This window comes from Streptomyces longhuiensis (assembly GCF_020616555.1).
In the GTDB taxonomy this organism is placed as follows: Bacteria; Actinomycetota; Actinomycetes; order Streptomycetales; family Streptomycetaceae; genus Streptomyces; species Streptomyces longhuiensis.
This window is the reverse complement of sequence record NZ_CP085173.1, coordinates 7,562,841-7,588,881: the sequence shown is the minus strand read 5'-3', so window position 1 is coordinate 7,588,881 and position 26,041 is coordinate 7,562,841. Positions and strand designations below refer to the sequence as shown.

General features: G+C 72.9%; 23 protein-coding genes and 2 pseudogenes. 14 read left to right on the top strand and 11 right to left on the bottom strand.

The window, feature by feature from the left end; translation table 11 throughout:
- Window positions 1–128 precede the first annotated feature (128 nt).
- Complete coding sequence (locus LGI35_RS34685) at window positions 129–920, top strand: aldo/keto reductase (RefSeq protein WP_227300652.1); 792 nt, start codon at window positions 129–131, stop codon at window positions 918–920.
- Between the two features lie 107 nt (window positions 921–1,027).
- On the opposite strand, the gene LGI35_RS34680 is transcribed toward LGI35_RS34685, so the two are convergent.
- A complete protein-coding gene (locus LGI35_RS34680) occupies window positions 1,028–1,990 on the bottom strand; it encodes a helix-turn-helix transcriptional regulator (protein ID WP_227298227.1) in 963 nt (320 codons plus the stop codon).
- Between the two features lie 39 nt (window positions 1,991–2,029).
- Here LGI35_RS34680 and LGI35_RS46410 point away from each other — a divergent pair.
- The 3 genes and pseudogenes from LGI35_RS46410 to LGI35_RS34660 all read left to right on the top strand — a co-directional run bounded on the left by LGI35_RS46410 (window position 2,030) and on the right by LGI35_RS34660 (window position 4,054).
- A pseudogene (locus LGI35_RS46410) lies at window positions 2,030–2,504 on the top strand (hypothetical protein).
- Window positions 2,504–2,968, top strand: coding sequence for a hypothetical protein (locus LGI35_RS34665; RefSeq protein WP_227298224.1), 465 nt, complete (start codon window positions 2,504–2,506; stop codon window positions 2,966–2,968). Before LGI35_RS46410 ends, LGI35_RS34665 begins: the two are co-directional and overlap by 1 nt.
- Before the next feature lie 96 nt (window positions 2,969–3,064).
- On the top strand, window positions 3,065–4,054 hold the full coding sequence (locus LGI35_RS34660) for an aldo/keto reductase (RefSeq protein WP_227298223.1): 990 nt from the start codon (window positions 3,065–3,067) through the stop codon (window positions 4,052–4,054).
- Between the two features lie 77 nt (window positions 4,055–4,131).
- Here LGI35_RS34660 and LGI35_RS34655 read toward each other — a convergent pair whose 3' ends face one another.
- Together LGI35_RS34655 and LGI35_RS34650 are read right to left on the bottom strand one after the other, a co-directional pair.
- Window positions 4,132–4,845 (bottom strand): class I SAM-dependent methyltransferase, encoded by a 714-nt coding sequence (locus tag LGI35_RS34655; RefSeq protein ID WP_227298222.1) that lies wholly within the window; start codon window positions 4,843–4,845, stop codon window positions 4,132–4,134.
- Window positions 4,846–4,851: 6 nt separating this feature from the next.
- Complete coding sequence (locus LGI35_RS34650; protein WP_227298221.1) at window positions 4,852–5,157, bottom strand: 4a-hydroxytetrahydrobiopterin dehydratase; 306 nt, start codon at window positions 5,155–5,157, stop codon at window positions 4,852–4,854.
- An 84-nt stretch (window positions 5,158–5,241) separates the two neighbouring features.
- Between LGI35_RS34650 and LGI35_RS34645 the strand changes: the two genes are divergently transcribed.
- Together LGI35_RS34645 and LGI35_RS34640 are read left to right on the top strand one after the other, a co-directional pair.
- Window positions 5,242–6,063, top strand: coding sequence for a helix-turn-helix domain-containing protein (locus LGI35_RS34645; protein WP_227298220.1), 822 nt, complete (start codon window positions 5,242–5,244; stop codon window positions 6,061–6,063).
- A gap of 162 nt (window positions 6,064–6,225) precedes the next feature.
- Window positions 6,226–7,086, top strand: coding sequence for a helix-turn-helix domain-containing protein (locus LGI35_RS34640; protein ID WP_227298219.1), 861 nt, complete (start codon window positions 6,226–6,228; stop codon window positions 7,084–7,086).
- Window positions 7,087–7,229: 143 nt separating this feature from the next.
- Here the strand turns inward: LGI35_RS34640 and LGI35_RS34635 are convergent, their stop codons facing one another.
- The 4 genes from LGI35_RS34635 to LGI35_RS34620 all read right to left on the bottom strand — a co-directional run bounded on the left by LGI35_RS34635 (window position 7,230) and on the right by LGI35_RS34620 (window position 11,890).
- The gene (locus LGI35_RS34635; RefSeq protein ID WP_227298218.1) at window positions 7,230–7,655 is read right to left on the bottom strand and encodes an OsmC family peroxiredoxin; all 426 of its coding nucleotides are present in this window, start codon (window positions 7,653–7,655) and stop codon (window positions 7,230–7,232) included.
- A 93-nt stretch (window positions 7,656–7,748) separates the two neighbouring features.
- Window positions 7,749–9,134 (bottom strand): amino acid permease, encoded by a 1,386-nt coding sequence (locus tag LGI35_RS34630; protein ID WP_227298217.1) that lies wholly within the window; start codon window positions 9,132–9,134, stop codon window positions 7,749–7,751.
- 86 nt (window positions 9,135–9,220) lie between these two features.
- Entirely contained in the window at window positions 9,221–11,302 is a 2,082-nt protein-coding gene (locus tag LGI35_RS34625) for a phage holin family protein (RefSeq protein WP_227300651.1), read from the bottom strand.
- Window positions 11,303–11,458: 156 nt separating this feature from the next.
- On the bottom strand, window positions 11,459–11,890 hold the full coding sequence (locus LGI35_RS34620) for a hypothetical protein (protein ID WP_227298216.1): 432 nt from the start codon (window positions 11,888–11,890) through the stop codon (window positions 11,459–11,461).
- A gap of 84 nt (window positions 11,891–11,974) precedes the next feature.
- Here LGI35_RS34620 and LGI35_RS34615 point away from each other — a divergent pair, with 84 nt between their 5' ends.
- The gene (locus LGI35_RS34615; RefSeq protein ID WP_227298215.1) at window positions 11,975–12,748 is read left to right on the top strand and encodes an MBL fold metallo-hydrolase; all 774 of its coding nucleotides are present in this window, start codon (window positions 11,975–11,977) and stop codon (window positions 12,746–12,748) included.
- Window positions 12,749–12,774: 26 nt separating this feature from the next.
- Complete coding sequence (locus tag LGI35_RS34610) at window positions 12,775–13,407, top strand: DedA family protein (RefSeq protein ID WP_227300650.1); 633 nt, start codon at window positions 12,775–12,777, stop codon at window positions 13,405–13,407.
- Here LGI35_RS34610 and LGI35_RS34605 read toward each other — a convergent pair.
- From LGI35_RS34605 to LGI35_RS34595, 3 genes are all read right to left on the bottom strand, one after another.
- Window positions 13,387–14,412: an MBL fold metallo-hydrolase gene (locus LGI35_RS34605; RefSeq protein ID WP_227298214.1), complete on the bottom strand. Its 1,026-nt coding sequence runs from the start codon at window positions 14,410–14,412 to the stop codon at window positions 13,387–13,389. The two genes, LGI35_RS34610 and LGI35_RS34605, sit on opposite strands and share 21 nt — an antisense overlap.
- Window positions 14,409–15,668 (bottom strand): aminotransferase class I/II-fold pyridoxal phosphate-dependent enzyme, encoded by a 1,260-nt coding sequence (locus LGI35_RS34600; protein WP_227298213.1) that lies wholly within the window; start codon window positions 15,666–15,668, stop codon window positions 14,409–14,411. The genes LGI35_RS34605 and LGI35_RS34600 overlap by 4 nt, the downstream gene beginning before the upstream one ends.
- Before the next feature lie 219 nt (window positions 15,669–15,887).
- Window positions 15,888–17,519, bottom strand: a complete 1,632-nt coding sequence (locus LGI35_RS34595) for an ATP-binding cassette domain-containing protein (protein WP_227298212.1) — start codon at window positions 17,517–17,519, stop codon at window positions 15,888–15,890.
- A gap of 92 nt (window positions 17,520–17,611) precedes the next feature.
- On the opposite strand from LGI35_RS34595, the gene LGI35_RS34590 reads away from it, so the two are divergent.
- The 6 genes and pseudogenes from LGI35_RS34590 (at window position 17,612) to LGI35_RS34565 (ending at window position 24,002) form a co-directional block, all read left to right on the top strand.
- On the top strand, window positions 17,612–19,117 hold the full coding sequence (locus LGI35_RS34590; protein ID WP_227298211.1) for a bifunctional phosphatase PAP2/diacylglycerol kinase family protein: 1,506 nt from the start codon (window positions 17,612–17,614) through the stop codon (window positions 19,115–19,117).
- 109 nt (window positions 19,118–19,226) lie between these two features.
- Window positions 19,227–20,066, top strand: coding sequence for a class I SAM-dependent methyltransferase (locus tag LGI35_RS34585; protein WP_227298210.1), 840 nt, complete (start codon window positions 19,227–19,229; stop codon window positions 20,064–20,066).
- Between the two features lie 118 nt (window positions 20,067–20,184).
- Window positions 20,185–20,544 carry a VOC family protein gene (locus LGI35_RS34580; RefSeq protein ID WP_227298209.1) on the top strand — a complete coding sequence of 120 codons (360 nt, stop codon included), beginning with the start codon at window positions 20,185–20,187 and terminating at the stop codon, window positions 20,542–20,544.
- 85 nt (window positions 20,545–20,629) lie between these two features.
- Window positions 20,630–21,320 (top strand): annotated as a pseudogene (locus tag LGI35_RS34575) (GntR family transcriptional regulator); the annotation flags it as partial.
- 205 nt (window positions 21,321–21,525) lie between these two features.
- The gene (locus tag LGI35_RS34570) at window positions 21,526–22,824 is read left to right on the top strand and encodes an amidohydrolase family protein (RefSeq protein ID WP_227298208.1); all 1,299 of its coding nucleotides are present in this window, start codon (window positions 21,526–21,528) and stop codon (window positions 22,822–22,824) included.
- Window positions 22,821–24,002: an amidohydrolase gene (locus LGI35_RS34565; protein ID WP_227298207.1), complete on the top strand. Its 1,182-nt coding sequence runs from the start codon at window positions 22,821–22,823 to the stop codon at window positions 24,000–24,002. Before LGI35_RS34570 ends, LGI35_RS34565 begins: the two co-directional genes overlap by 4 nt.
- Window positions 24,003–24,027: 25 nt before the next feature.
- On the opposite strand, the gene LGI35_RS34560 is transcribed toward LGI35_RS34565, so the two are convergent.
- Entirely contained in the window at window positions 24,028–26,022 is a 1,995-nt protein-coding gene (locus LGI35_RS34560) for a DUF5107 domain-containing protein (protein WP_227298206.1), read from the bottom strand.
- Between the last annotated feature and the right edge of the window lie 19 nt (window positions 26,023–26,041).

Genomic DNA, 26,041 nt, shown 5'->3' with positions numbered 1-26,041 from the left:
TGAACACGTCGTGAACGGGAATGCGTCCCGGGTCGTGATCGTTGACGATGGGAGTACCAACCGACAACGCGAAGGATCGAGAGCTCGTGAGCAAGGTCCCCCCGATCATCCTGAACAACGGCGTCGAGATGCCCCAGCTCGGTTTCGGCGTCTGGCAGGTGCCGGACGCCGAGGCCGAGAAGGCTGTCGCGACGGCCCTGGAGGCCGGGTACCGCAGCATCGACACCGCCGCGATCTACGGCAACGAGGAGGGCACCGGCAAGGCCATCGCCGCCTCCGGCATCGCCCGCGAGAAGCTCTTCGTCACCACGAAGCTGTGGAACGCCGACCAGGGCTACGACGCGACGCTGCGCGCCTTCGACGCCTCCCTCGACAAGCTGGGCCTCGACTACCTCGATCTGTATCTGATCCACTGGCCGCTGCCCTCGAAGGACAGCTACGTCGACACGTACAAGGCCTTCGAGAAGATCCACGCGGACGGTCGGGCCAAGGCCATCGGTGTCTCCAATTTCCTTCCGGAGCACCTGGAGCGCCTCATCGGCGAGACGTCGATCATCCCGGCGGTCAACCAGATCGAGCTGCACCCGCACCTCCAGCAGCGCGCCGCGCGTGAGTTCCACGCCGAGCAGGGCATCGCCACCGAGGCCTGGTCGCCGCTGGGCCAGGGCAAGGGCCTTCTCGAGGTCCCGGCGATCGTCGCCATCGCCCAGAAGCACGGGCGCACGCCGGCTCAGATCGTGCTGCGCTGGCACGTGCAGCTCGGCAATGTCGTGATCCCCAAGTCCGTGACGCCGTCGCGGATCGTGGAGAACATCGACGTGTTCGACTTCGAGCTGGACGTCGAGGACATCGCGGCGATCAGCGCGCTGAACGAGGACCGTCGCCTGGGTCCCGACCCGGCGACGTTCGACGTGGCCTGACCGCTCCACGCGTACAGCTTCGTGTGCCCCGTCTCCATCCGGAGGCGGGGCACACGTGTGTGACTTCAATGCCTTCAATGCCCCAAAGCCCCAAAGCCCCAAAGGCTTCAGCCGTAGAGGTCGGCGAGGGCTTCGACCGTGGCCCGGATGCGGTGGCGCAGCTCGGCGGGTTCCAGGACCTCGATGTCGGCGCCGAGGCGCAGGAACTCGGCGTGGGCGTGGTCGGCGGACTCGATGGGGAGGACCGCTCTGGTCCAGCCGTCGGGTTCCGGACGGGCGGTGGTGCGCGCCGCTTCGCGCAGGGCGGGGCCCGGGAGGCGGTCGGCGGCGCCCGGGGCCAGGCGTACGACGGCGTCGCCGCTGTGGAGGCGGCCCTGGAAGTCTTCCTGGTAGGCGCGCCAGTACGCGGCGAGGTCGAAGTCCGCCGGCGGCTCGAACTGCTCGTCGTCGAGGTGGAGTTGGAGGATCTGGTCGACGCGGTAGGTGCGGGGGTCTCCCGTTCCGGCGGAGGCGATCACGTACCAGCGGCCCGCCTTCAGTACGAGTCCGTACGGTTCGAGGCGGCGTTCGACGTCTGTGGGTGCGCGCCAGCGCCGGTAGCGGACGTGCAGGACGCGGCTGTTCCAGACGGCGGTGGCGACGGCCGGGAGGTGGGGGACGTCGTCCTCGTCGGCGTACCAGCCGGGGGCGTCGAGGTGGAAGCGGGCGCTGATGCGTTCGGAGTGGGCGCGCAGTTCGGCGGGGAGCGCCGCGCGGACCTTGAGCTGGGCGGCGGCGAGTACGGGGCCGAGGCCGAGTTCGGCGGCGGGTCCCGGGGCGCCGGCGAGGAAGAGGGCTTCGGCCTCTTCGGTGGTGAGCCCGGTGAGGCGGGTGCGGTAGCCGTCGATGAGCCGGTATCCGCCGGCGTGCCCGGCGTCGCCGTAGAGGGGTACGCCCGCTGCGTGCAGGGAGTCGATGTCGCGGTACACGGTGCGTACGGAGACGTCGAGTGCGGTGGCGAGCTGGGCGGCGGTCATCCGGCCGCGGGTCTGGAGCAGCAGCAGGATGGACACCAGTCGGCTGGACTTCACTGACACAGGATGTCAGTGAAGCGGTCGTACCTTCCAGCCATGGCTTTCGAGGAGAAACTGTTGTGGGCGCTGCCGCCCGTCGAGGTGGCGGGCCGGCGCGTCAAGCGCTATCACGTGAGCGCGGATCCGGCGGGGATCGCGCCGGAGGTGGAGAAGGCGGCGTACACGATGCTGCCGGAGCTGCTGCCGGAGCCGGACGGGACGCCTCCGGCGACGTTCGTCGTCCTGCACCGCGGCGGTGACGACGGGGCGTACATCAACGCGTACAGCTGGGTGTGGGACAACGTCCTGCACTTCCGGGGTGCGGCGGCGGGGGCCGGTGATCGGCTGCCCCGACAGTGATCCGACGCGGTTCGTGATCCTCGACCTGCCGTGGATCGGCTGTGTGTGGGAGCTGCCGCCGGTGCTGCACGAACGCGATGCGTGGGTGCGGCACATGCTGGCCCCGGACGCCCCGGACCTCGACGGATATCTGGCCGATTCACTCACCGACGGCACTACGGGAGACCGCTGATGAGCACCGCGCACGACTTCGACTTCTTCTTCGGCGACTGGGACGTGGTCCACCGCAGGCGCACGGACTTCCTCGACGCGCACAGCGGCCGGGAGGAGTTCGCGGCGACGAACCGCTGCTGGAGCCTGTTCGACGGGGCGGCGAACATCGACGAGATGGACTGCCCCACGGAAGGTTTCAAGGGGCTCACGCTGCGGCTCTTCGACCATGCGGCCCGTACGTGGTCGCTGAACTGGTCGTCCAGCCGTACGGGCATCCTGTTCCCGCCGGTGATCGGCCGTTTCGACGGGGACGGGCGGGGCGTGTTCGAAGGGGATGACACGCATGACGGCAAGGACGTCCGGGTGCGGTTCGTCTGGTCGGGGATCTCGGCGACGACGGCGCACTGGGAGCAGTTCTTCTCGGTGGACGGCGGGGACACGTGGCTGTCGAACTGGACGATGGCGTTCACCCGTCGCGCCTGAAGCGGCCCTGCGCCACGCCTTGACCTCGCGTGCGCTTCAACGCCGAGACTCCCTCCCGTGGCCCGGCATCCGCGCCGGGCACGGGAGGGACCCGTCATGAAGTTCCGTACGATCGGCGCCGATCCGGCCACCCGCCGCGAGGTCAGCGTGCTGAGTCTCGGCGCGATGCTGTTCGGCACGCTGACCGACGAGGAGACGTCGTACGCGATCCTCGACCGGTACGTGGCGGCGGGCGGCACGTTCGTCGACACGTCGGACAACTACGCGTTCTGGCACACCGGCAGCCGGGGCGGGGAGAGCGAGGGCGTGCTCGGGCGGTGGCGGCGCAGCCGGGGCGTAGGCGGCGAGATCGTCGTCGCGACGAAGCTCGGGGCGAGCCCGCTGACTCCCGGCACGGGGTACGTCGACAACCCCGAGGGCCTGTCCGCCGGTGCGATCCGGCGGGCCGTGGAGGGCAGCAAGGAGCGGCTCGGGATGGAGCGGCTCGACCTGCTCTACGCGCACATCGAGGACCCGAAGGTCGAACTCCTGGAAACCGTCGAGGCGTTCGCGGGGCTGGTCGCCGAGGGCAGCGTCGGACTGCTCGGGGTCAGCAACCACTGGGCGTGGAAGGTGGAGCGGGCGCGGGGGATCGCCGAGCGGGCGGGGCTGCCCGGTTACGAGGTGCTGCAGTACCGGCACAGCTATCTGCGGCCGCGCACCGACCTGCCGGCGGACCTGTCGCCGGACGGCAGCCAGGGCCTGGTCGACGGTCAACTCCTGAGCTACGTACGGGCCGAGGGCGGGAGGCTCGCGCTCGTGGCGTACTCGCCGCTGCTCGCGGGCGCGTATGTGCGGGGCGACAAGCCGCTGGGCGCGGAGTACGACCATCCGGGCACGCCGGCGCGGCTGGCCGCGCTGCGCGACGTGGCGAAGGAGGCCGGCGCCACGGTGAACCAGGTGGTCCTGGCCTGGCTCATCGGCGGCGAGGTTCCGGTGATCCCCCTGGTGGGCGCGTCATCGGTGGCCCAGCTCGACGAGAGCCTGGCGGCGGTCGACCTGGAGTTGACGGCGGATCAGCGGGCTCGACTCGACGCGGCCCACTGATGCTGCGTCAGGTGTGCTGAGGCAGGTGCACTGGGTCAGGTGTACCGAGACAGGTGTGCGGGATCAGGTGTGCCGGGTCAGGTGTGCCGCGTGAAGGCGTGCACGGTGAACTGTGGGTCCGCACGCCGGACTTCGGGGTCGGGGAGCGCGGCGAGACGGTCGGCGAGCGCGGCGCCCCCGGCCGCGTAGACCCTGCCGCGGCGCACGTCTTCGGCGAGGCGCCTCGGGGTGCGGCCCTGGCCGTGTCCGGGGAAGCGGGCCTCGCCGCTCCGCCGCAGCCCGTGGCCGGCGGCGTGGGCGGCGACCTCTGCGGCCGCGTCGGAGGGGAGGCGGCCACGATAGGGGGCCACGAGAGCGTCGATGTCACTGCCCACGTCGTGGGCGGCGGCCTTGTCGACGGTGGTCACCAGGACCCCGCCGGGCCGCAGGACGCGGGCGGCCTCGGCTATGACGGGGCGCGCGTCGGGCAGCAGATGCAGCAGCCAGATCACGCTCACGACGTCCACGGAGGCGCTGCGGAACGGGAGTTGGCGGCTGTCTCCGCGGACGGCGGCGCCGTCGAGGCGGGGCGCCGCGGCCCGCAGCATGCCCGGGGCGAGATCGATGCCGACGGGGCGCAGGCCCGGCCGGGTGAGCCGCATGGTGACGAGTCCGGTGCCGCAGGCCAGGTCGAGGAGGGTGCGGGCGGTGGGCGGCACGAGGCCGAGCACCGCCTCGGCGGCGGACCGGGCGCGGGGTATGCCGCCGCGCGTCGCGTCGTAGACCGCGGCTTCCTTGTCGTAGTCCAGCACCGGCGTTCAGCTCGCGCCGTGGGTGGGGGCGATCTCCTGGACGCGCTGGGCGAGGCCGAAGTCGAGGTGGGTGAGGAGGCCGCCCACGCTGTGGGTGTTGACGGAGAATTCGACCGTGTTGTAGCCGAGGGTCAGGTCGGAGTGGTGGTCGAGCTCGTCCTGGATCTGCGCGATGTGCACGACGAGGGCGGTGGCCGCGAAGTGGTTGGCCAGGCGGTAGGTGCGGGTGAGACTGTCATCGGCCACGCTCCATCCGGGCAGCTCGGCGAGACGGTCCTCGATCTCCTTCTGGGACAGCGGCTCCACGGGCATGACCAGGTCCTTTCCCTGTGATGTGCGAGGAGATCCAGCGTCCCACAGGGATGGCGCCGCGCGCCCCTCGGCTACGGTCGTGGCATGTCGACTGCCACGCGTGCTCGCCAGTCCGGAATCGGTCCTCTGCTGCGGGAGTGGCGGGAACGGCGGCGGGTGAGCCAGCTCGAGCTCGCCCTGCGCGCCGATTCGTCCGCCCGGCATCTCAGCTTCGTGGAGACGGGCAGGTCGCGGCCGAGCGAGGAGCTCGTCCTGCGGCTCGCGGAGCACCTGGACGTGCCGGTGCGGGAGCGCAACGCACTGCTGCTCGCGGCGGGTTACGCACCGCGCTTCGCGGAGACCCCGCTCGACGACCCGTCGATGGGAGCGCTGCGGGAGGGCCTGGACCGGCTCCTGCACGGCTACGAGCCGTATCCGGCGCTGGTCGTCGACGCGACGTACACGGTGGTCGCCGCCAATCGGGGCATCGCGATGCTGATGGAGGGGATTCCCGAGTCGCTGCTGACCCCGCCCCTCAACGCGATGCGGCTCACCCTGCACCCCGAGGGCCTCGCGCCACGGATCCGGAACCTGCGCGAGTGGCGGGGGCATCTCCTGGCGCAGATGGAGCGGCAGATCGCGCTGGACCGCTCGGAGGCGCTGCGCGCGGTGTACGACGAGGTCAAGGCGTATCCGGTGGCGGACAGAGACAGGGACGGGGGCGACAACCACGGGGAGAGCGGCGGGGCGGTGCCGTACTTCGCGCTGCCGATGGTGATCGAGCACGACGGGCAGGTCCTGTCGTTCGTGTCGTCGATCTCGACGTTCAACACCCCGATGGACGTGACGGTGGCCGAGCTGGCGATCGAGACGTTTCTGCCCGCCGACCCGGCGACGGTGAAGTATCTGCGGTCGCTGACGCCGTAGTCGGGGAGGCTCCCGGCCGGAACTGCACGGTAGTGGGCAGGCCATTGATCGCACTGGTACCGTTCACGCGGCTCGCGCACATGTTCAGTGCGCGCAGTGCCGCGGCTGGGAGCGCACCGGCTCCCGAATCCGCTCGCCGCCCGGCACGTGGGGAGACGTGACGTGAGTGAACGGCGGCCCGCGCCGACCGTGGGTCAGGTGGTTCTGGGCAGACGCCTGCGGGAGCTGCGGGAGTCGGCCGGACTCAATCGCGACGAGGCCGCCCGCGCGCTGCGCGTCACCGGCGCGACGATACGCCGCATGGAGACCGCGGAGGTCGCCCTCAAGATCCCGTACGTGCAGATGCTCCTGGAGCTGTACGGGGTGCCGGAGCCGGAGGCCGAGGCCTTCGTCGGGCTCGCCGAGGAGGCGAATCTGCCGGGCTGGTGGCAGCGGTTCCACGACATCCTGCCCGACTGGTTCAGCCTGTACGTGAGCCTGGAGAGCGCGGCCGGGCTCATCAGGTCGTACGAGCCGCACTTCGTGCCGGGGCTGCTGCAGACGGAGGAGTACGCGCGGGCCGTCCTGGACGCGGGCACCGTCGGCCGCACGCAGCCCGGTGACCTCGAACGCCATGTGACGCTGCGGATGGCCCGGCAGGCACTGCTGACCCGTGAGGACGCGCCTCATCTGTGGGTCGTGATGGACGAGACGGTGCTGCGCCGGCCGCCGGGCGGCCCCAAGGTGCTGCGCAAGCAGCTCGACCGGCTCATCGAGGCGGCCGAGATGCCTCAAGTGACGCTCCAGATAGCCGAGTTCGCGGCGGGCCCGCACCCGGGGACGTTCGGCCCGTTCACGCTGTTCCGGTTCCCGGTGCGCGAGCTGCCCGACATGGTCTTCAGCGAGTACGTCACGGGCGCGCTCTATCTGGACGGCCGGGCCGAGGTGGGCACGCATCTGGAGGTGCTCGACCACATCGCGGCGCAGGCGGCGTCCGCGGAGCGCACGGTGGAGCTGCTGCGGAAGGAGCGCGACGCGCTCTGACACATGACGTGTGGCGACGGCCGACGTGTGGTGACCGCGACGCGTGGTGACCGCGAGATGTGGTGACCGCCGACGCCTGACGACAGCAGTGCCGCGGCCCCGTCGTCACGGGACCGCGGCACATGAAGGCTGCGTGTGCGCCCTCAGACGAGCTTTGCCGTGAGGGTGATCGTGGTGCCGGTGAGCGCCTGGCTCACCGGGCAGTTCTTCTTGGCGTCCTCGGCCGCCGCGGCGAATCCGGCCTCGTCGAGCCCGGGCACCGTGCCCTCCACCGTGAGGTGGATGCCGGTGATGCCCTCACCCGGCTGGAACGTGACGTCCGCGGACGTGACGAGCTTGGTGGGCGGGTTGCCGCCGGTCGTCAGGCCGTTGGACAGGGCCATCGAGAAGCAGCTGGAGTGCGCGGCGGCGATCAGCTCCTCCGGGCTGGTCTTGCCGTTGGCCTGCTCGGCGCGGGAGGGCCAGGACACGGCCTGCCGGCCGATGCCGGACGAGTCGAAGGTGACGACGCCGCTCCCCTTGAGCAGATCGCCTTCCCACACGGTGTGCGCGGAGCGCGTGGTAGCCACGGTGATTCCCTTCAGTCGGGTGCCGGTTGGGGCGTTGGGCACCATCCGACCACACCCGGACCGCTTATGGCCGGAATGCGCACGGGGCACGGATCAGTCGGTGGTGTCCCCGGCGACGCGCTTCTTGCGGGCCGCCATCCACGCGTAGACGAGGACTCCGGCGAAGAGGAACAGGACGCCCTGGTACACGGCCGCGTATCCGGCGCCGCCGACCAGCCACAGGGAGAAGCCGAACGCGGCGAGGGCGAGCACCATGTCGCGGGCCAGGCGCGGGCCGCTGACGCGGTGGCCCTGCCCGGACAGCAGGAAGTAGATCTGGGCGGCGGTCGCGAGCAGGTAGGGGACGGTCGCGGTGAACGTGGTGACCAGGACGAGGGTCTCGAAGACCCCGGCCGAGCCCGCCGTGTAGTTGTAGACCGTCAGGAGCGAGGCGAGGATGACGGCGACGAGGACGCCGACGGTCGGGGTGCCGCGCTTCTTCTTGGTGAACACCGCGGGGAACAGGCCGTCCTTGGCGGCGGCGTACGGGGTCTGGGCGCTCAGGAGCGTCCAGCCGTTCAGGGCGCCGAGCATGGAGACGATCGCGGCGATCGCCACGGCGGTGCCGCCCCAGGTGCCGCCGAACATGGCGTTGACGGAGTCGGAGAGAGGCGCGCTGGAGTCGACGAGCCGGTCGTGGGCGACGGTCCCGAACACGGCGACCGTGCACAGCAGGTAGAGGAGGGCGGCGAGGCCCGTGCCGAGGACGGTGGCGCGGCCCACGTTGCGCTCGGGGTCGCGGACCTCGCCGGCGCTGACCGAGGCGGACTCGACGCCGAGGTAGCTGAAGAGGAGGATCGCGGCGGACGCGGAGACGGCACCCAGCGAGGAGTCGCCGCCGGCCCGGAACGGTCCGAGGTTGTCGGCGTGGAAGAAGAACAGGCCGCCGACGGCGACGAGGAGCAGCGGCGCGAACTTCAGGACCGTCGACACGAGCTGCACCGCGCCGACGTAGCGGGTGCCCGCGAGGTTGGCGAGGGCGGGCAGCCACTGGACGGTGAGCGCGGCGACGATGGTCCAGAGCCTGGAGCCGTGGATCGGCAGGAGCACGTCGAGGTAGCCGACGGCGGCCACGGCGAGGGCCGCGTTCGACACCCAGGTGGTGATCCAGTACGACCAGGAGGCCAGGAATCCGGCGAAGTCGCCGAACGCCTCGCGCGCGTAGACGTACGGTCCGCCGGTCTGGGGGTGGCGGCGGGCCAGGCGGCCGAAGACGAGCGCGAGCGCGATGGCCCCGACGGTCAGCACACCGAACGCGACGAGGCTGATGGTGCCGTAGGGGGCGACGGAGGCCGGGAGCAGGAAGATGCCGCCGCCGATGATGTTGCCCATCACGAGGGCGGTGGCGACGGGGAGCCCGAAGCGGCGGGCGTGCTTGCTGGGGAGCTCTTCGTGCTGCGGGGCCGGAGCCGGCTTCGTCACGGTTCCGGTGTGGGGCATGGGGTGCTGCGCCTCTCTCGTGCGGGCGCCGACCGGGATCGCCGGGCGACGTCCCATGGTCGACCCCCGGCACACATCGTTCAAAATCAGGCGGAATTGTCCTGTGGAGTGACCGTCGCGGCCGTAAATGATGCGTCGGGGGCGGGCTCGTGCCGGGATTCGTCCAGCGGGACCTGAGGGCCGCTGCCCTCGCGCAGCCAGCGGCGGAGCACGTGGTGGACCTGCTGGGCGCCCACCAGTTCCGCGCCCTTCGCGACCGGCGGCGAGAAGACCTCCGGAGCGAGCAGGAACGGGTGGCCCTGGGCGCCGCCGAGTCCTCCGTGGGAGCCGATCTGCTCCTCGAAGGCGAGCACCTCGCCCTCGGCCGGGTCGTACCAGGAGTTCACCATGATGTCGGCGGTGTGCGGGAAGGAGTCGGTGCGGCGGACGGCGTCGGCGGCGTGCGCGCCGAAGTCGGCCAGCGGGCCAGGGCGCTCGTCGAGGTCGGCCAGGGGGATCTCGGCGCCGCGCGCGCCGAGGACGACGGCGCCGTGTGCCTCGCTGCGCACCAGCAGGAAGCCGATGCCGGGGTGGTTGGCGAGGGTGGGCAGGAGTGCCGGGTGGCGGGCGTCGATCTCCTCCTTGCTCATGCGGTGCGGCACGTCCGGGAAGGAGACCAGGCCGAGGTTGCCGGAGGCGAGCACGATCGGCTCGGAGCGGCGCGACGCCGGGCGGTGCTTCTCGTCGCCCTCCTCGACGGGCCTGCGCAGCGCGGCCCTGACGGCGGCGCGGGCCTCGGCGCCACTGTGGGTGCGCCGGGCACGGCGCGGCACGGGCAGGCCGCAGCCCGCCCGGACGAGGTCCTGCAGCCCGAGACCGTAGCGGGCGCGGAACGTCTCGCCGGGGCTCTGCCCGTGATCGGACAGGACGACGATCCGGTACGGGCGCGGGGCGTGCTCGGCGACCTTCGCGATCAGCGCGAGGGAGCGGTCGAGACGCGCGAGGACCTTCTCGGCGTCGCGGCTGACGGGCCCGGAGTGGTGGGCGACCTCGTCGTACGCGACGAGGTCGGCGTAGACCGCGCTGCGGCCCGCGAGCATGTCGCCGATGACCGCGGCGACGACGACGTCCCGCTCCACGACGGTCGCGAACGCGCGGATGAACGGGTAGAGACCGCCGCGGCCGACACGGGGGCGCTGCCGGGTCAGGCGGGCCCGGGTGGACTGGCCGATCTCGCGGCCGACCTCGGCGACGAAGGACAGGGCGGTGCGCACGGCGTTCGCCGGGTCGCTGAAGTAGGCGAAGTAGCCGGCCCGCGAGCGGTTCTCCTTGCCGCGGCGGGCCGCGACGGACAGCACGAGGGCGACCTGTTCGGCGCCTCCGCTGAAGAGGTTGCCCCGGCTGGCGCCGTCCAGGGTGAGCAGGCCGCCGTCGCCGGTGTGCTCGATGGCGCGGCGCTGGAGTTCGGCGGCGCTGGTGGGCCGGTTGGAGACCTGGATCTCGCGGGTGTCCTTCTCGTACCAGCGGAACGCGGGCACGTCGTAGTTGCTGCCGTGCAGGATGCCGAGCTGGCTGGCGCCCGTCTGGCTGGACCAGTCGGTGCGCCAGGGGGTGAGGCGGTGGGTGCCTGCGCCGAGCCAGGCGCCGACGGTGGGCATCACGCCCAGGTCCACGGCGTCGCGCAGGACGTCGTGGCCGACGCCGTCGAGCTGGAGGAAGACGGTGCCGGGGGTGGACGGTCCCGCTCCGGCGCTCCCTCTGCGGCGGCGCCGGTCGGCGAGGCGGTACAGGCGGCGGCGGTAGGCGTCGTCGTCGCGTACGGCGAGGGCTCCCCCGGTGGCGGACGCGACCGCGGACATCACGGCGGCGACGACGACGGCGGTCTCGGGGTTGGCCTCGCCCCGGCCGTCGGGGACGAGGGCCAGGGCGAAGATCAGCAGGCCGCCGTTGAGGAAGAAGACGACGAGGCCGAGGACGAGCGCGGGCACGAGGAGCAGGGCGCGCACGAGGAGCGGCCACACCAGCGCGGACAGGATGCCGAAGGCACCGGCGCCGAGCGCGGCGGTGAGGGCGATGCGGGTGGCGCTGTCGCCGTTGTCCGACTGGAGCTGGAAGTCCGGCAGGATCCCGGCGAGCACGAGCATCGTGACGGTGCTGACCGCCCACACGGCGATCGACCGCCACCACATGCCGGCGAACCTCCGCCAACGCCCCACGCCCACGCCCCGCTCACCCTCTCGCCGTCTCGTCGTCCCCGGGCCAAGCGTGTCATATGGGCGCGATACGTCCGGGTTTTCCCCTGACTGCGAACACACGTGCCCGGCACGGGACGCGCGGGTGCCGGCTCAGCAGCCGTCGTAGCCGGCCGTCGGCATCGACATGCGGCGGTGGACGCGCTTCTTCATCTCCGCGTCGTACGACGGCTCGGCGAGACCCGCGGTCTCCAGGCGGACGCCGCGGCGCTCGCACTCGGCCGTGAACTCGTCGACCGAGCGCAGCGCGGCCCGCAGGACCCGGTCGCTCGGGGCGACGAACAGGTCGACGAGGCCGGCGTCGACGTCCGCCCACAGGACGTCGTGGTCGGAGCGCAGCGAGTGGACGAGGAGTTCTCTGGTCACGACGTAGCCCCGGTCGGCGGCCCAGCGGGCGCACATCGCGTGCTGGCTGCGCGAGTCCACGAGGAAGGGGTCGGCGTCCAGCTCCTCCAGCGGTGTCAGACTGGCGATCGCCGTGACGCGGACCGCGCCGGCCGCCGTCTCTTCCGCCGGTTCACCCATGGTGTCCCCCTCACCTCCGGTTTCCCCGACGACCCTACTCCTGCCCGTAGGCTCGGGGGGAGTCGCACGGAGGAGGTCCTGGAGGTGCCGGTGGAGATCACCTGGTGGGGTCACGCCACCTGCACGGTCGAGGACTCGGGGATCCGGGTGCTCACCGACCCGCTCTTCACGCGCCGCCTCGCCCATCTGCGCCGGCGCCGCGGGGCGCCCCCGCCGCCCGAGGCCGCCGTCGCCGACGTCGCCCTCGTCTCGCATCTGCACGCCGACCATCTGCACGTCCCGTCCCTGGCCCGGCTCGCCCCGGGCACCCTGGTCGTGCTCCCGCGAGGGGCCCGGCGCGCGGTGCCCGGCCTGCGCAAGCTCACGCATCTGCGGCTCACGGAGGTCGAGCCGGGCACGCGGCTGAAGGTGGGCGGCCTCGTCGTACGGGCCGTGCCCGCGTCGCACGACGGGCGGCGCATCCCCGTGGGACCGCACCGCTCCCCCGCGCTGGGGTTCGTGGTGAGCGGCGAGGCCCGCACGTACTTCGCCGGTGACACCGGGCTTTTCGACTCCATGGCGGAGGCGGTGGGGGAGGTGGATGTGGCGCTGCTCCCGGTCGGGGGGTGGGGGCCCTGTCTCGGGCCGCACCATCTGGACGCGGGCCGGGCCGCCGAGGCGCTCGCGCGGATCGCGCCGCGCAGCGCCGTGCCGGTGCACTACGGGACGTACTGGCCGATCGGCATGGACGCGGTGCGGCCGCACGAATTCCACACGCCGGGCGACGAGTTCGTGCGGCGCTCCGCCGAGCTGGCGCCCGAGGTGACGGTGCATCTGCTCGGTCACGGCGAGAGCGTGCGGCCGGAGGTCGCCAGGTGAACCCCGCCGCTCGCGCGGGCCACGAGCTGTTCGCCGCCGCGGTGACGCACACGCCGCCCGAGTCCACCCAACAGGCGGTCGGATACCCGTCGCTGTTCCTGCTGGTCGTGATCGGGGCGCTCGTGCCGGTCATCCCCACGGGGGCGCTCGTCAGCTCGGCGGCCGTGGTCGCCTTCCACCAGGCGGCGCCGTTCTCGCTGCTCCTGGTGTTCGGTGTCTCCGCGCTCGCGGCGTTCCTCGGCGATGTGGCGCTGTACTGGCTGGGGCAGCGCGGGATGGGTTCCAAGAACGGCTCGAAGTGGCTGGCCGCGATCCGTGACCGGGCCCCCGAGGAGCGGCTCGCGCAGGCGCAGGACAAGCTCGCCGACCACGGGGTGATGGTGCTCGTCCTGTCCCGGCTCGTGCCCGCCGGGCGCATCCCCGTGATGCTGGCGTGCCTGATCGCGAGGATGCCGCTGCGGCAGTTCGCCCGCGGGGATGTCCCGGCGTGCCTGGCCTGGGCCTTGACGTATCAGCTCATCGGCATCCTCGGTGGCTCGCTGTTCAGCGAGCCGTGGGAGGGCGTCGTGGCGGCGGTCGGCCTGACGCTGCTGATCAGCGCGGCGCCCGCCGTGTGGCGCCGGCTGCGCGGGGGCCGCTCAGACGGACAGCACGCGTGAGGCGCCCACCGGCAGGTCCCACAGGTCCTTGCGCGCCAGGCCGGCCTTCTGCCATGCGGCCCGTACGCGCGTGAGGGGTTCGAGGACCGGCTCGGCCGAGAGCAGGAACGTCGCCCAGTGCATGGGCGCCATCCGGCGCGCTCCCACGTCCTGCGCCGCCCTGACCGCTTCCTCCGGGTCGCAGTGGACGTCCCGCAGCCACCAGCGCGGCTCGTACGCGCCGATGGGCAGGAGCGCCAGGTCGATGCCGGGGTAGCGGCTGCCGATCTCCGAGAACCAGTGCCCGAATCCGGTGTCCCCCGCGAAGTAGACCCGCTGTCCCTCCAGGTCGGTGAGGACCCAACCGCCCCACAGGGTGCGGCAGGTGTCGACGAGGCTGCGCTTGGACCAGTGGTGGGCCGGGACGAAGTCGAAGCGCACGCCGTCCAGTTCGGCCGCCTCCCACCAGTCGAGCTCCGTGACGCGGGTGAAGCGGCGGCGCGTGAACCACCGGCCGAGTCCGGCGGGCACGAACACGGGGGTGTCCCTCGGGAGCCTTTTGAGGGTGGGGGCGTCCAGGTGGTCGTAGTGGTTGTGGCTGATGACGACGGCGTCGACGCGCGGCAGGGCGCTCCAGGCTACGCCCGGGGGTGTGACGCGGGCCGGGGTGCCGAGGATCTTGCGGGACCAGACGGGGTCGGTGAGCACGGTGAGGCCGCCTATGCGCAGCACCCAACTGGCGTGTCCCGCCCAGCTGACGGCGACGGTACGGGCGTCCACGTCCGGCAGCGGGCCCGGCTCGAACGGCAGGGCGGCGATCTTGGTCAGGGCCTCGGGGGGCGGCCGCAGCGCGCCCTCCCTGGCGAACCGGGCGAAGGCGCGCAGTCCGGGCAGTGGCGCCGTCAGGCGGTCGGCGAACGACTTGGGCCAGGTGCGTCCCCCGCCGAGCGGCTTCGGCTCGGCGAGGGGTACGAAGGACGCGGGGGCATCAGCTCGCTGTGCCGTCGACTCGGACTGCTGCGTCATCGAGGACTCTCCCATCCCTTGACGTCGGCCCTGAGATCGTCGAGTGCCGACTCCAACATGCTCAACGCGCGCTGTACGTGCGGCAATTCCAGAGGTTCCGGTGTGGTGAGAGACGTCATGCGCTCCTGCGGGGTTGAGCCGAGGAAGGGGCCGGTGGACAGGCGTACGCGCAGTGCGGCGAGGTCGTCGCCGAAGCGGTGGCCGCCGGGGGTGGGCATGCCGAGCCGCTCGGAGAGACGGTCCTCCAGGTCCTGGGCGTCGCCGACGCCGCGGGCGGCGAGTGCGGGGCGCAGCCGGTCCAGGTCCGCGTACAGGTGACGGCCGGCCTCGGGCGGCCGGGCGAGTCCGCCGGAGACGAGCAACGCGCGGTGCACGGCGGCGGCCACGCGCGCGTGGACGGCGGTCGTGGCGCGCAGGCGCGCGGTGACTTCGGCGGGTTCGCCGAGCGCGTACGCGGCGGCCGCCGCGGCGGGGACGGAGAGGACCGCGCCGAGCGCCGTGAGGACGTCCAGGACGCGGGCGCGCAGGACGGCCCCGCGCGCCGTGGCGGGGAGGCGGGCGACGGCCGCGGGCAGTCCGGGCGGCAGGTAGGCGCCGGTGAGGTCGGTGACGACGGTGACGTGCTCGGGCAGCATCTCGGCGGGGCCGATCAGGACGGTGGCGCGGTCCGGGTCGTGGTGCAGGGTGTCGCGCCAGGTCTCGTCGCTGACGATGTGCAGGCCCTCGGCCACGGCGGCCTCGACGGCCTCGTGCAGGATCTCGGGCGGCGGCACCGTCCCGGTGGGGTCGTCGGCGACGGACAGGACGAGGAGCCGCGGGTCGCCGCCCTCGGCGCGGACCCGGCGCACGGTTTCGAGGAGGGCGTACGGATCGGGGACGCCGCCGCACTCGGCGGGCGTCGCCACGTGGAAGACCGACCGGCCCAGCAGCCGCGCCTGGGGCTCCCACCAGGCCGGGCAGGGCCGGGGCAGCAGCACGTCGCCGCCGATCGCGGCGGTCAGCGCGAGGAGCAGGGGTACGCCGCCGGGCGCGGCCGCGGTGCTGCCCGGCTCGGTGGGAAGGCCGCGGCGCAGCCAGTAGCCGCAGGCGGCGTCGAGGAGTGAGGGGGCGCCGCCGGGCGGTTCCGGGACGGCCGGGTCCGCGGTGGCGGCAGCGGCGGCCAGCTCGGGCAGGACGGGAAGGCCGTCGTCCGGCAGCGGCGGCCCGTACCGGACGGGCCCGTGACCCTCCAGGATCCCGTGGTCGTCGCCCCGCATGTGCCACCTCCACGCGCTGCCCGTCCGCCCTGCCGGGACCTCCTGGGCACCTCATACCCTCCCCAGCCTCTCCCGAGCCGCACACTCCCGCGCGGTCTGCGCGGGAGGGCCGGTGCCGGTCGCCGGGGAGCGGGAGCACGGGGGATGGCGGTGAGGGGAGGGTGCCGCGGGCCTGGGCCGAGTGGGTGACGGGACGGCAGCGGGGCGCCGCGGTGGCGGTTACCCGCGCGCCCGCTCCACCCTGCGCTCGTCCCAGACGGGTTCGTCGGACTCCCGCAGGCGGCCGTCGCTGCCGAAGACGAGGTAGCGGTCGAAGGAGCGGGCGAACCAGCGGTCGTGCGTGACGGCGAGGACCGTGCCGTCGAACGCCTCCAGGCCCTCCTGGAGCGCCTCGGCGGACTCCAGGTCGAGGTTGTCCGTCGGCTCGTCGAGGAGGAGCGCCGTCACTCCGGCCAGTTCGAGCAGCAGGATCTGGAAGCGGGCCTGCTGGCCGCCCGACAGACGCTCGAACTTCTGCTCGGCCTGGGCCGTCAGCTCGTAGCGCCGCAACCTCCCCATCGCAGCGCCACGGTCCTTGGCGTGGTCGAGCCAGAGGATGTCGAGCAGGGTGCGGCCCTGGAGCTCGGGGTGGGCGTGGGTCTGCGCGAAGTGACCGGGCACGACGCGCGCGCCGAGCTTCCACTCCCCCGTGTGCGCGACCTCGTCGTCGGGGTTCCCGGCGAGCAGCCGCAAGAAGTGCGACTTGCCGGAGCCGTTCGAGCCGAGGACGGCGACCCGCTCGCCGTAGAAGACCTCCAGGTCGAAGGGTTGCATCAGGCCGGTCAGCTCCAGGCCCTTGCAGGTGATGGCCCGCACCCCGGTGCGGCCGCCGTGCAGGCGCATGGTGATGTCCTGCTCGCGCGGCGGCTCGGGCGGGGGTCCCGCCTCCTCGAACTTGCGCAGGCGGGTCTGCGCCGCCGCGTAGCGGGACGCCATCTCGTGGCTGACGGCGGCCGCCTGCCGCAGGTTGAGGACGAGCTTCTTCAGCTGGGCGTGCTTCTCGTCCCAGCGCCTGCGCAGCTCCTCGAAGCGCGCGAACCGCTCGCGCCGCGCCTCGTGGTACGTCGCGAAGCCGGCACCGTGGACCCAGGCGTCGGCGCCGGCGGGTCCCGGCTCGACGCTGACGATCTTCTCGGCGGAGCGGGCGAGGAGCTCCCGGTCGTGGGAGACGAACAGGACCGTCTTACGGGTCTCGCGCAGCTTCTCCTCCAGCCAGCGCTTGCCGGGCACGTCGAGATAGTTGTCCGGCTCGTCGAGGAGGAGGACCTCGTCGGTGCCGCGCAGCAGCGCTTCGAGGACGAGTCGTTTCTGCTCGCCGCCGGAGAGGGTGCGGACCTCGCGGAACTGCGCCGTCTCGTACGGGATGCCGAGGGCGGCCGTGGTGCACATGTCCCAGACCGTCTCGGCCTCGTAGCCGCGTACCTCGGCCCAGTCGGACAGGGCCTGCGCGTATTGGAGCTGCGCCGCCTCGTCGTCGACGGTCATGATCAGGTGCTCGGCCTCGTCGACGGCCTTCGCCACCTCCCTGAGCCGCGGGGTCGCGACCGACACGAGCAGGTCGCGCACGGTCGTCTCGTCGCGCACCGAGCCGACGAACTGCGACATCACGCCGAGCCCGCCGCCGACGGTGACGGTGCCGCCGTGCGGCTTCAGCTCGCCGGAGATCAGCTTGAGGAGCGTCGTCTTTCCCGCGCCGTTCGGCCCGACGAGGGCGACGACGGAGCCCTCCCCGACCCGGAAGGAGACATCACCGAGCAGCGCCCGCCCGTCCGGCAAGTAGTACTCGAGGTGCGCGGCTTCCAGATGTCCCATGGTCCGCATTGTGGGCGCCCGGCCGGGTGAGGAGCAAAACGATTTCGGCACGCCTTGGGGGTGCGGCGGCCCGGTGCGGGTACACGTGCGCAATGTGCGCTGACCTCGACCCTTTGACGACCTGGCGGAACACGCCCCCTGCCGGGCCCGGCCTGCGCGGCCGCCTCGCCGCCCTTGACCTGCGCGTTTTCGAGTACGCGGCGCGCCGGCACTGGCCGGGCGGCGACCGTGTCCTGCCCCGGCTGAGCCGCAGCGCGAACCATGGGGTGCTGTGGTTCGCGGTGGCGGGCGCGCTGGCGGTGGGCGGCTCGCCGAAGGCCCGCCGCGCGGCCGTGCGCGGTGTCGCCTCGCTCGCCGTGGCGTCCGTGACGATCAACACACTCGGCAAGCATTCGGTGCGCAGGCCGCGGCCCGTGCTCGACCCGGTTCCGCTGGTGCGGCGGCTGAAGCGGCAGCCGGTCACCACGTCGTTCCCGTCCGGGCACGCGGCGTCGGCGGCCGCGTTCGCGGCGGGCGTCGCGCTGGAGTCCCGTCCGCTGGGCGCACTGGTGGCGCCCCTCGCGCTCTCCGTCGCCGCGTCCCGTGTCTACACGGGCGCGCACTTCCCGGGCGATGTCCTCGCGGGCGCCGCGCTCGGGGCGGGCGCGGCGTTCGCGGTACGGGGGCTCGTGCCCACCCGCGACCAGATGCCCTCGCCGGGCCGCCCGCTGGTGGACGACGTGCCGAAGCTGCCCGGCGGTGAGGGCCTGGTGATGGTGGTCAACACGGGCGCGGGCAGCCCGGACCAGGCGCGGACGCTGCGTGGGCTGCTGCCGCAGGCCGAGATCGTCGAGGCCTCCGGGTCAGATCTGCCGGCCGCGCTGGAGAAGGCGGCGACCCGGGCGCGGGCACTCGGGGTGTGCGGCGGGGACGGCACCGTGAACACGGCGGCGGGCGTCGCCCTGCGCCACGGCCTGCCGCTCGCCGTGCTCCCCGGCGGCACGCTCAACCACTTCGCGTACGACCTGGGGATAGAGGACCCGGGCGACCTGTCGCGGGCCGTCGAGGCGGGCGACGCCGTCGCGGTCGACGTCGGCCGCTTCCGGTCGTCGGCCACCTCCGGAATCTTCCTCAACACTTTCAGCCTGGGCGTGTACCCGGAGCTGGTGAAAGAGCGCGAGCGCTGGTCGCGGCGGATCGGCGGACGGCTCGCCGACGTGGTCGCCGCCACGCACGTGCTGCGCCGCGACCACCCGTTGCAGGCCGAACTGGACGGCGCGCGGCGGCCGTTGTGGATGGTGTTCGCCGGGAACTGCACGTACCGCCGGATGGGGCTCACGGCGGGGCGGCGCGCGGATCTCGCGGACGGCCTGCTCGACGTGCGCGTGGTGCACGGCGGCCGGCTGCCGGGCCTGCGACTGCTGGCGGCGGCGTTCGCGGGGCCGCTCTCCCGCTCCCCGTTCCACGCCGCGATCCGGCGCACGAGGCTGCGTATGGACCGCATCAGCCCCGGCACGCCCCTGGCCTTCGACGGTGAAGTCGGGCCGTGCGGACCGGAGTTGATCATCGACAAGCAGCACGAGGCACTGCGGGTCTACCGGCCGATGACCCTACTGTGACACCAGACATGCGGTCCGCATCATGAGATGCCCATCTCAATATTCGGAGGAGCGGCGTACGGTGATCCCACTGGGTTCACCGCTCACCGATCTTGCGAAGGGGTCCGCCATGCCGAAGGAGACCGCTGTCTACACGCACGGCCATCACGAGTCCGTGCTGCGCTCCCACACCTGGCGCACCGCCGCCAACTCGGCGGCGTATCTGCTCGGTTCACTGAAGCCGCACATGAAGATCCTGGACATCGGGTGCGGCCCGGGGACCATCACCGCCGACCTGGCGGCGCTGGTCCCCGAGGGGCATGTCACCGGCGTGGACCAGGCCGCGGGGATCCTCGACCAGGCCCGGGCGACCGCGGCCGAACGCGGCCTGGCCAACGTCGACTTCGCGACCGCGGACGTCCACGCACTGGACTACCCGGACGACACGTTCTGCGTCGTGCACGCCCACCAGGTGCTCCAGCACGTCGGTGACCCGGTGCAGGCCCTGCGCGAGATGCGCCGCGTCACCAAGCCCACCGGGTTCATCGCCGTCCGCGATTCGGACTACGCGGCCATGACCTGGTACCCGAACGCGCCGGCCATGGACGACTGGCTGGACCTGTACCGGCGGGTCGCCCGCGCCAACGGCGGCGAGCCGGACGCGGGCCGGCGTCTCAAGTCCTGGGCGCTGGAGGCGGGTTTCGCCCCGGCCGACATCAACGCGTCCTCCTCCACCTGGTGTTACTCCGCACCGGACGAGACCGACTGGTGGAGCGGCCTGTGGGCCGACCGCACCGTCGCCTCCGCGTACGCCGACCGCGCGACGGAGGCCGGCCACGCCACGGCCGGTCAGCTGGAGAAGATCTCCGAGGCGTGGCGGACGTGGGGCAAGCAGCCGGACGCCTGGTTCTCGGTGCTGCACGGCGAGATCCTGTGCCGCAAGACCGATCGCGAGGGCGCCACGAGCTGAGCCGAACGATGCGGGGCCCGTGCCGCCGGCCTCCCGGCGGCACGGGCCCCGCCGCCCGCTCATGGCCGATCCCCGGAAACGATCACGCGTCCGCGCGTGGCCAACTACGCTCACCGCTATGGAGATCCTGGGAACCACGCTGCGTATCTGCGTCGAGGACCTGGAGTCCTCGGTCGCGTTCTACGAACGGCTCGCGGGCAGCCGGGCCCTGCGCTTCGAGCGCGGCGGGGTCTCCGTCGCGGCGGTCGGCTGCTTCCTCCTGATGAGCGGTCCGAAGGAGGAGATCGACGTCCTGCGCAAGGTCGCGGCGACGATCGCCGTCCCGGACGTCGACGAGGCGCACGCCGTCCTCAGCGCGTCCGGCGCCCACGTCCTCGCGGGGCCGGTCCCGACACCTGCGGGCCGCAACCTCATCGCGATGCACCCGGACGGCTCGGTCTTCGAGTACGCCGACCGGCAGGGCCAGGCCCCGGCTTAGCACGAGGTCGCGGGCCCGTCCCCGCATCCTCGCCCGGGGCACGCGGGAGCGAGCACGGTGGACGTGGCGGGCAACGTCGGCGGCTGTGCCCGGGAGGCCGGGGAATCCACGAAGAGCGGCGGGGCCCGGCCACCGCTCGGCACGCGCGCGGGACGCGATCCTGGAGCGCATCGTCGACCGGCGCCACCCGCGGGGGTCCCGGCTCGTGGAGCGCGAGGTCGCCGAAGAACTCCGGATGTCGCGCGTCCCCGTGCGGGAGGCGCCGCGTTCGCTCGTCACCTAGGGCCTGCTCGAACTCCTGCCGCACAACGGCGTACGCGTACGGCGGCCGGCCCGGGCCGACGTGGAGCACCTCTACGAGGTGTGGGAGCCGCTGGCCGTACAGGGGTCCCGGCTCGCGGCCCGGCGGGTCGCGCGGGACGCGCGGGCCGCGCCACGGAAGCCGGAGGGGCTCGGCGCGCTGCGCGGGACGCTGGACGTGGCGGAGCGGGCGGCCGCGGCCGGCGAGGGCGCGCGTGAGGTGGCCGCGCACACCGCGTTCCACGAGGGCATCGTGATCCTGTCCGGGAACCCTCTGCCGGCGCGCACCATGGAGCAGCTCGGCTCGCAGCTCCAGCTGCTGTTCGGCCTGCGCGAGGAAACCCGCCCACCTGCGGGCGCAGCATGCGGTGATCTTCCGGCACATCGTCGCGGGCGGCGAGGAGACGGCCGCCGCGAGCACGCAGGTGCACGTGCGTGACAGCCGGTCGGTGGCGCTGCGCTCGCTCTGCGGTGACGAGGGCGATGACATCCGGGGTGGCGGCCACGAAGACGCCAGTTTGTATACCAGCCTCTATTGGATCCCTCTTTGGCTGACCAGAATCTGGGCAGAATGCGCAGGTCAGAACCGAGCGGAACCATTTCCTCCTTGCTCGCTCCCTCATCTTGGTATACAAAATGTCGACCAGCCGATCCCTCCCGCCATCCGCCGAGGAGCCCCGCATGTGCGTCGAGAACTGCCCCCCGCCGTCGAACCGGCTGACCCGCCGAGGCGTACTCGCGGGTGCCGCCGCACTGGCGGGCACCACCGCCGCCCTCGCCGCCGCGCCCGGCGCGTCCGCCGCCGCCCCGATGACCCGCACGTCCGCCGCCCGTTCCGGGAGCGCCCCCCGCGGCGGTGACCTCGTCATCGACGGCGGCACGCTCCTCGACCCCGCGACGGGGGACGTCACCGAGGACGCGGTCGTCGTCATCCGTGACGGCGTCGTCCGCGCGGCCGGCAAGCGCAAGAACGTCGACGTGCCCACCGGCGCCACCGTCCTCGACGCGCACGGCCAGTGGGTCCTGCCCGGTCTCGTCGACTCGCACATCCACCTGAACACCGCCGCCGAGGCCGCCAGGACCCTCGCCCTCGGCGCCACCACCGCGCGCAGCGGTTCGACGAACTTCTACCAGGACATCGCCGTCCGCGAGCTCTCCCGGCAGGCTCCGGGTCTGGCCCCCGGGCTGCGCGCGGCCGGCATCTTCGTCACGCCCGACCTCGGTGACACGATCCTCGCGGACCCCGACCTCACCCCGCTCGCCCGCCTCAAGGGCGGCGTCACCTCGACCGAGGCGCTGCGCCGCGTCGTCGAGGTCAACCTGGCCCGTGGTGTCGACACCGTCAAGACGCGCGTGAACCCGCGCGCCGGCCTGGCCGAGCAGGACCCGCTGGAGCAGGTCTACAGCCGCGAGCAGCTCTCCACGATCGTCGCCACCGCTCGCCGCGGCGGCAAGGACGTGCTCTGCCACAGCTACAGCGAGCGGGGCTGCCACGACGCCGTCATGGCCGGCGTCAAGTCCGTCGAGCACGGCGCGTTCATCAGTGAGCGGACCCTGCGCGAGATGCGCCGCCGTGGAACGTACTTCACGCCCACGATGGTCGCGATCGGTGGCATGATCGGCGACCCCGACCCGGTTCTCGACGAGCGCGGTCGCACCTACCTGCCGAAGCTCAAGGCCGCCGCGAAGCTCGCCCACGAGCTGGGTGTGGGCCTGGTGTCCGGCACGGACTCGTCGGGCGGCTCGGTCGAGCCGATCGGCGCCGAGATCGAGATGATGCACTCGGCAGGTCTGTCCGCGCTCGACGCGATCCGCACCGCGACCACCAACGCGGCCCGTCTTCTCGGCTTCGAGGGCAAGGTGGGCCGTCTCGCGCGCGGTTACGCGGGCGACGCGATCCTGTTGTCCGGCGACCCGCTGGCCGACATCTCGGTCCTGAAGAAGCCGGTGCGCGTGGTGCGCTCGGGTGTTGCCGTATGAGCGCCGTCGTCTTCGGGAACGTACGCCCGCTCGGTGCGACGGAGGCCGTGGACCTCACGGTCGTCGACGGGGTGATCGTCGACGGTCCGGCGCCCGAGGGTGCCGAGCTCGTCGACTGCGGCGGCCGGATCGCGCTGCCGACCCTGGTGGACGCGCACATCCACCCGGACAAGACCGCGTGGGGCGAGCCCTGGGTGTCGCGCAAGCCCGCGTCGGGGATCGCCGAATTCGCCGCCGCGGACGCCGAGTTGTACCGCTCGCAGACCACGCCCCTCAAGGACCGCGCACGGCGTCTGATGGCGCACGCGGTCACCCGGGGCACCCGGGCGATGCGGGCCCATGTCGATGTCGCGCCCGCCTTCGGCCTTGCCGGTGTCGAGGGTGTCGGCGCCGCGCGTGAGGCGCTGCGGGACGCCGTCGACGTGCAGATCGTCGCGTTCCCGCAGCACGGCGTCCTGCGGGCGCCCGGGACCGCGGAGCTCCTGGAGGAGGCGGCCCGCTCCGGTGGCATCGACATCGTGGGCGGCATCGACCCGATCGGCTTCGACGAGGCGCTCGACGCCCAGCTCGACCTGGTCTTCGGGATCGCCGACCGGCACGGGGTGGGCGTCGACATCCACCTCCACGACCGGTCCGTCCCCGGTCTGACTGCGGTGCACGCGATCATCGACCGGACCAGGGCGCTGTCCCTCCAGGGCAAGGTCAGCATCAGTCACGCGTTCTGCGTCCCCGGCCTCGAAGGGGTCGAACTCGACCGCATGGGCGCCGAGTTGGCGGACGCGGGCATCTCCCTGACGACCGTGGCGCCCTCGCGGCCGCTGGCCCTGCCCACGCGCCGGCTCCGCGAGCTCGGGGTGCGGGTCGGGCTCGGTTCGGACGGGGTGCGTGACTCGTGGAGCCCGTTCGGCAACGCGGACATGCTGCACCGGGCGCAGTTGCTCGCCCGGGCCCAAGGGGCGCGTCTGGACGAGGAGTTGGCCGACGCCTTCCGTGTCGCCGCCGATGACGGCGCCCGCGTGGTCGGCCTCCCCCACCTGGATCTGTCCGCCGGTTCACCGGCCGACTTCTTCCTGGTGCGCGGCGAGTGCCTGCCCCAGGTCGTGGTGGACCTGCCCGCGCGTGACCTGGTGGTCAGGGCGGGCCGGATCGTGGCCAGGGACGGCGAGCTGCTGCCCTGACCACCCGCGCCGTGCGCGCGCCGGGTCAGGACTCCCGGGGCCGCATGCTGAAGTCGTACTGGGCGGGCAGCCGTTCGCCCGGTGCGGCCAGGTGCGCCCACAGCTCGGCGATGACCTCCGAGCCCTCCCGCAGGTCGGCGACCTCGAAGCCCTCGTCGAACACGGCCCGCGCCGCCTCCTTGTCGCCCTCGGCTATCAGGAGGCGGGCCTCGACGAGCCGGAAGCGGCCGCGGGCGCGGGTCGCGGCGTGCAGCCGCTCCCAGACGGCGCGGGCCGGTCCGGGGCGGCGGGCCGCGAGCAGCGCGTCGATGGCCTCGCGGCCCAGTGCCGCGGTGGCCGCCGTCCAGGCCTCGCCGTCGTCGCGCCGCTCCTGGCACAGGTCGTCGAAGGCTTCGGCGTAGCGGTCGGCGGCGCGTTCACGATGGCCGGCCTCCTGGTCGGCGACGGCCAGGCAGCGCAGCAACGGCCAGAGGGACGGGGAGAGTTCGAGGCCCCGCTCCCAGCTGCGTACGGCCTGTGCCAGGTCGCCCGCGTGCCATTGGGCGACGCCGAGGTGGTACTCGGTGAGCGGCTGTGCGGGCGCCGTCTCCAGCATGTCCCGCCAGTGCGGCGCGACGAGGGTGGGCCCGGGCGGTCCGACGCGGCGCGGCTCGGGGATGGAGCCGGTACGCAGGAGGTCGAGCCAGGGTGTCTGCGCCGGGCCGAGGGTCGACTCGTCGAAGGGGGTGCCGGGGAGCTTGAAGTCGCCACGCAGCACTTCGAGGGCGCCCCAGCCGGAGCCGGCCGCGAGCAACTCCCCCGGTTCGGTGTCGGCGTGCGGGCGCCAGGCCTCGTAGGCGGAGTCGACGTCGGCCCTCGACAGCGCGGCTTCGAGGCACTCCTCGACCTCGCCCCGCGCGGCCGCCCAGTCCTCGGCCGAGTGCACGGCGTCGGGCGCCGCGGACAGCGGTCCGTACGACTCCAGCCACGCGAACTCGCCCTCGGCGTCCAGGCGTACGTGCTCCAGCTGGGTGCGGGCGAGGCCCGCCTGGATCTCGGCGTAGCCGCCCGTGCCCGGCTCGGTCAGCCACTCCTGCCAGCGCCGGCCGCCCGCGCCGTGGCCCCAGAGGAACAGCTTGCGACCGCGCAGCAGGTCGGTCGAGGTCTGTACGAGTCCGTGGCCGTCGTCGTCGAGGGCGGCGATCCAGCGGCGCTGTCCGTCGGGGACCTCGTAGAAGTAGTCGGCCGGGTATTCGCCGCTGAGAGGGTAGGTGCGGTCGACGCCGTCGAACTCCGGGACGGGGACGCGGCGCAGGCTGCGCTCGTAGCCGAAGTGCCAGGCCTCGTCGGCGGGGGCGAGGACGCGGTGTTCCTCGGGGACGGCGATGTTCGACCACCAGTAGACGGGCGCGGGCCGCTCGTGGGGGTTGCGTATCCGCACGCCCACGTGGAGGAAGTCGGATCCGGCGGGCAGCCACAGGTCCACCTGGAACGGCAGGTCGCGCAGCCGCTCCCACTCCCACAGGCGCAGCATGTCCCCGCCGTCGGGCGCGGTGACGCGGGCGGCGTGCAGGGGTGCGCAGGACAGGGTGGTGTGCCCGGTCGCGCCGATGTTCCACTCGATGCCGCCGGAGAACCAGGCGCCGTTGAGCGCGAAGTCGGCGGGCTGGAACACCGGGTTGCGGTAGAGGAGTTCACGGCCGGTGGGCTTGTGGAACATCGAGTGGATGCGTCCGCCGAGTGCGGGCAGGACCGTGACGCGCAGCCGGTCGTTCTCGATCACGAGCGTGTCGAGGGTGAGGGGGGCCCGCTCGCGCCCGTAGCTGTTCTTGAGCCGCTCCGGCAGTACGCTGCGCAGCTTCTCGTAGCCGATCTGGCGGGCCATGTCGCGCGGCATGCCCTGCTTGGAGCGGTCGTCGAGTTCGTGGAGTTCGTCGAGGGGCCGCAGCGGCGGCAGCGGGTCGGGGGCGCCCACCGCCACGCCGGGCAGGGTCAGTACGTCGCGTCGAAGGGTCGTCCGCTCGGCCTGCGAGTCCGTCAAGTCCGCCTCCCGGTTCGCG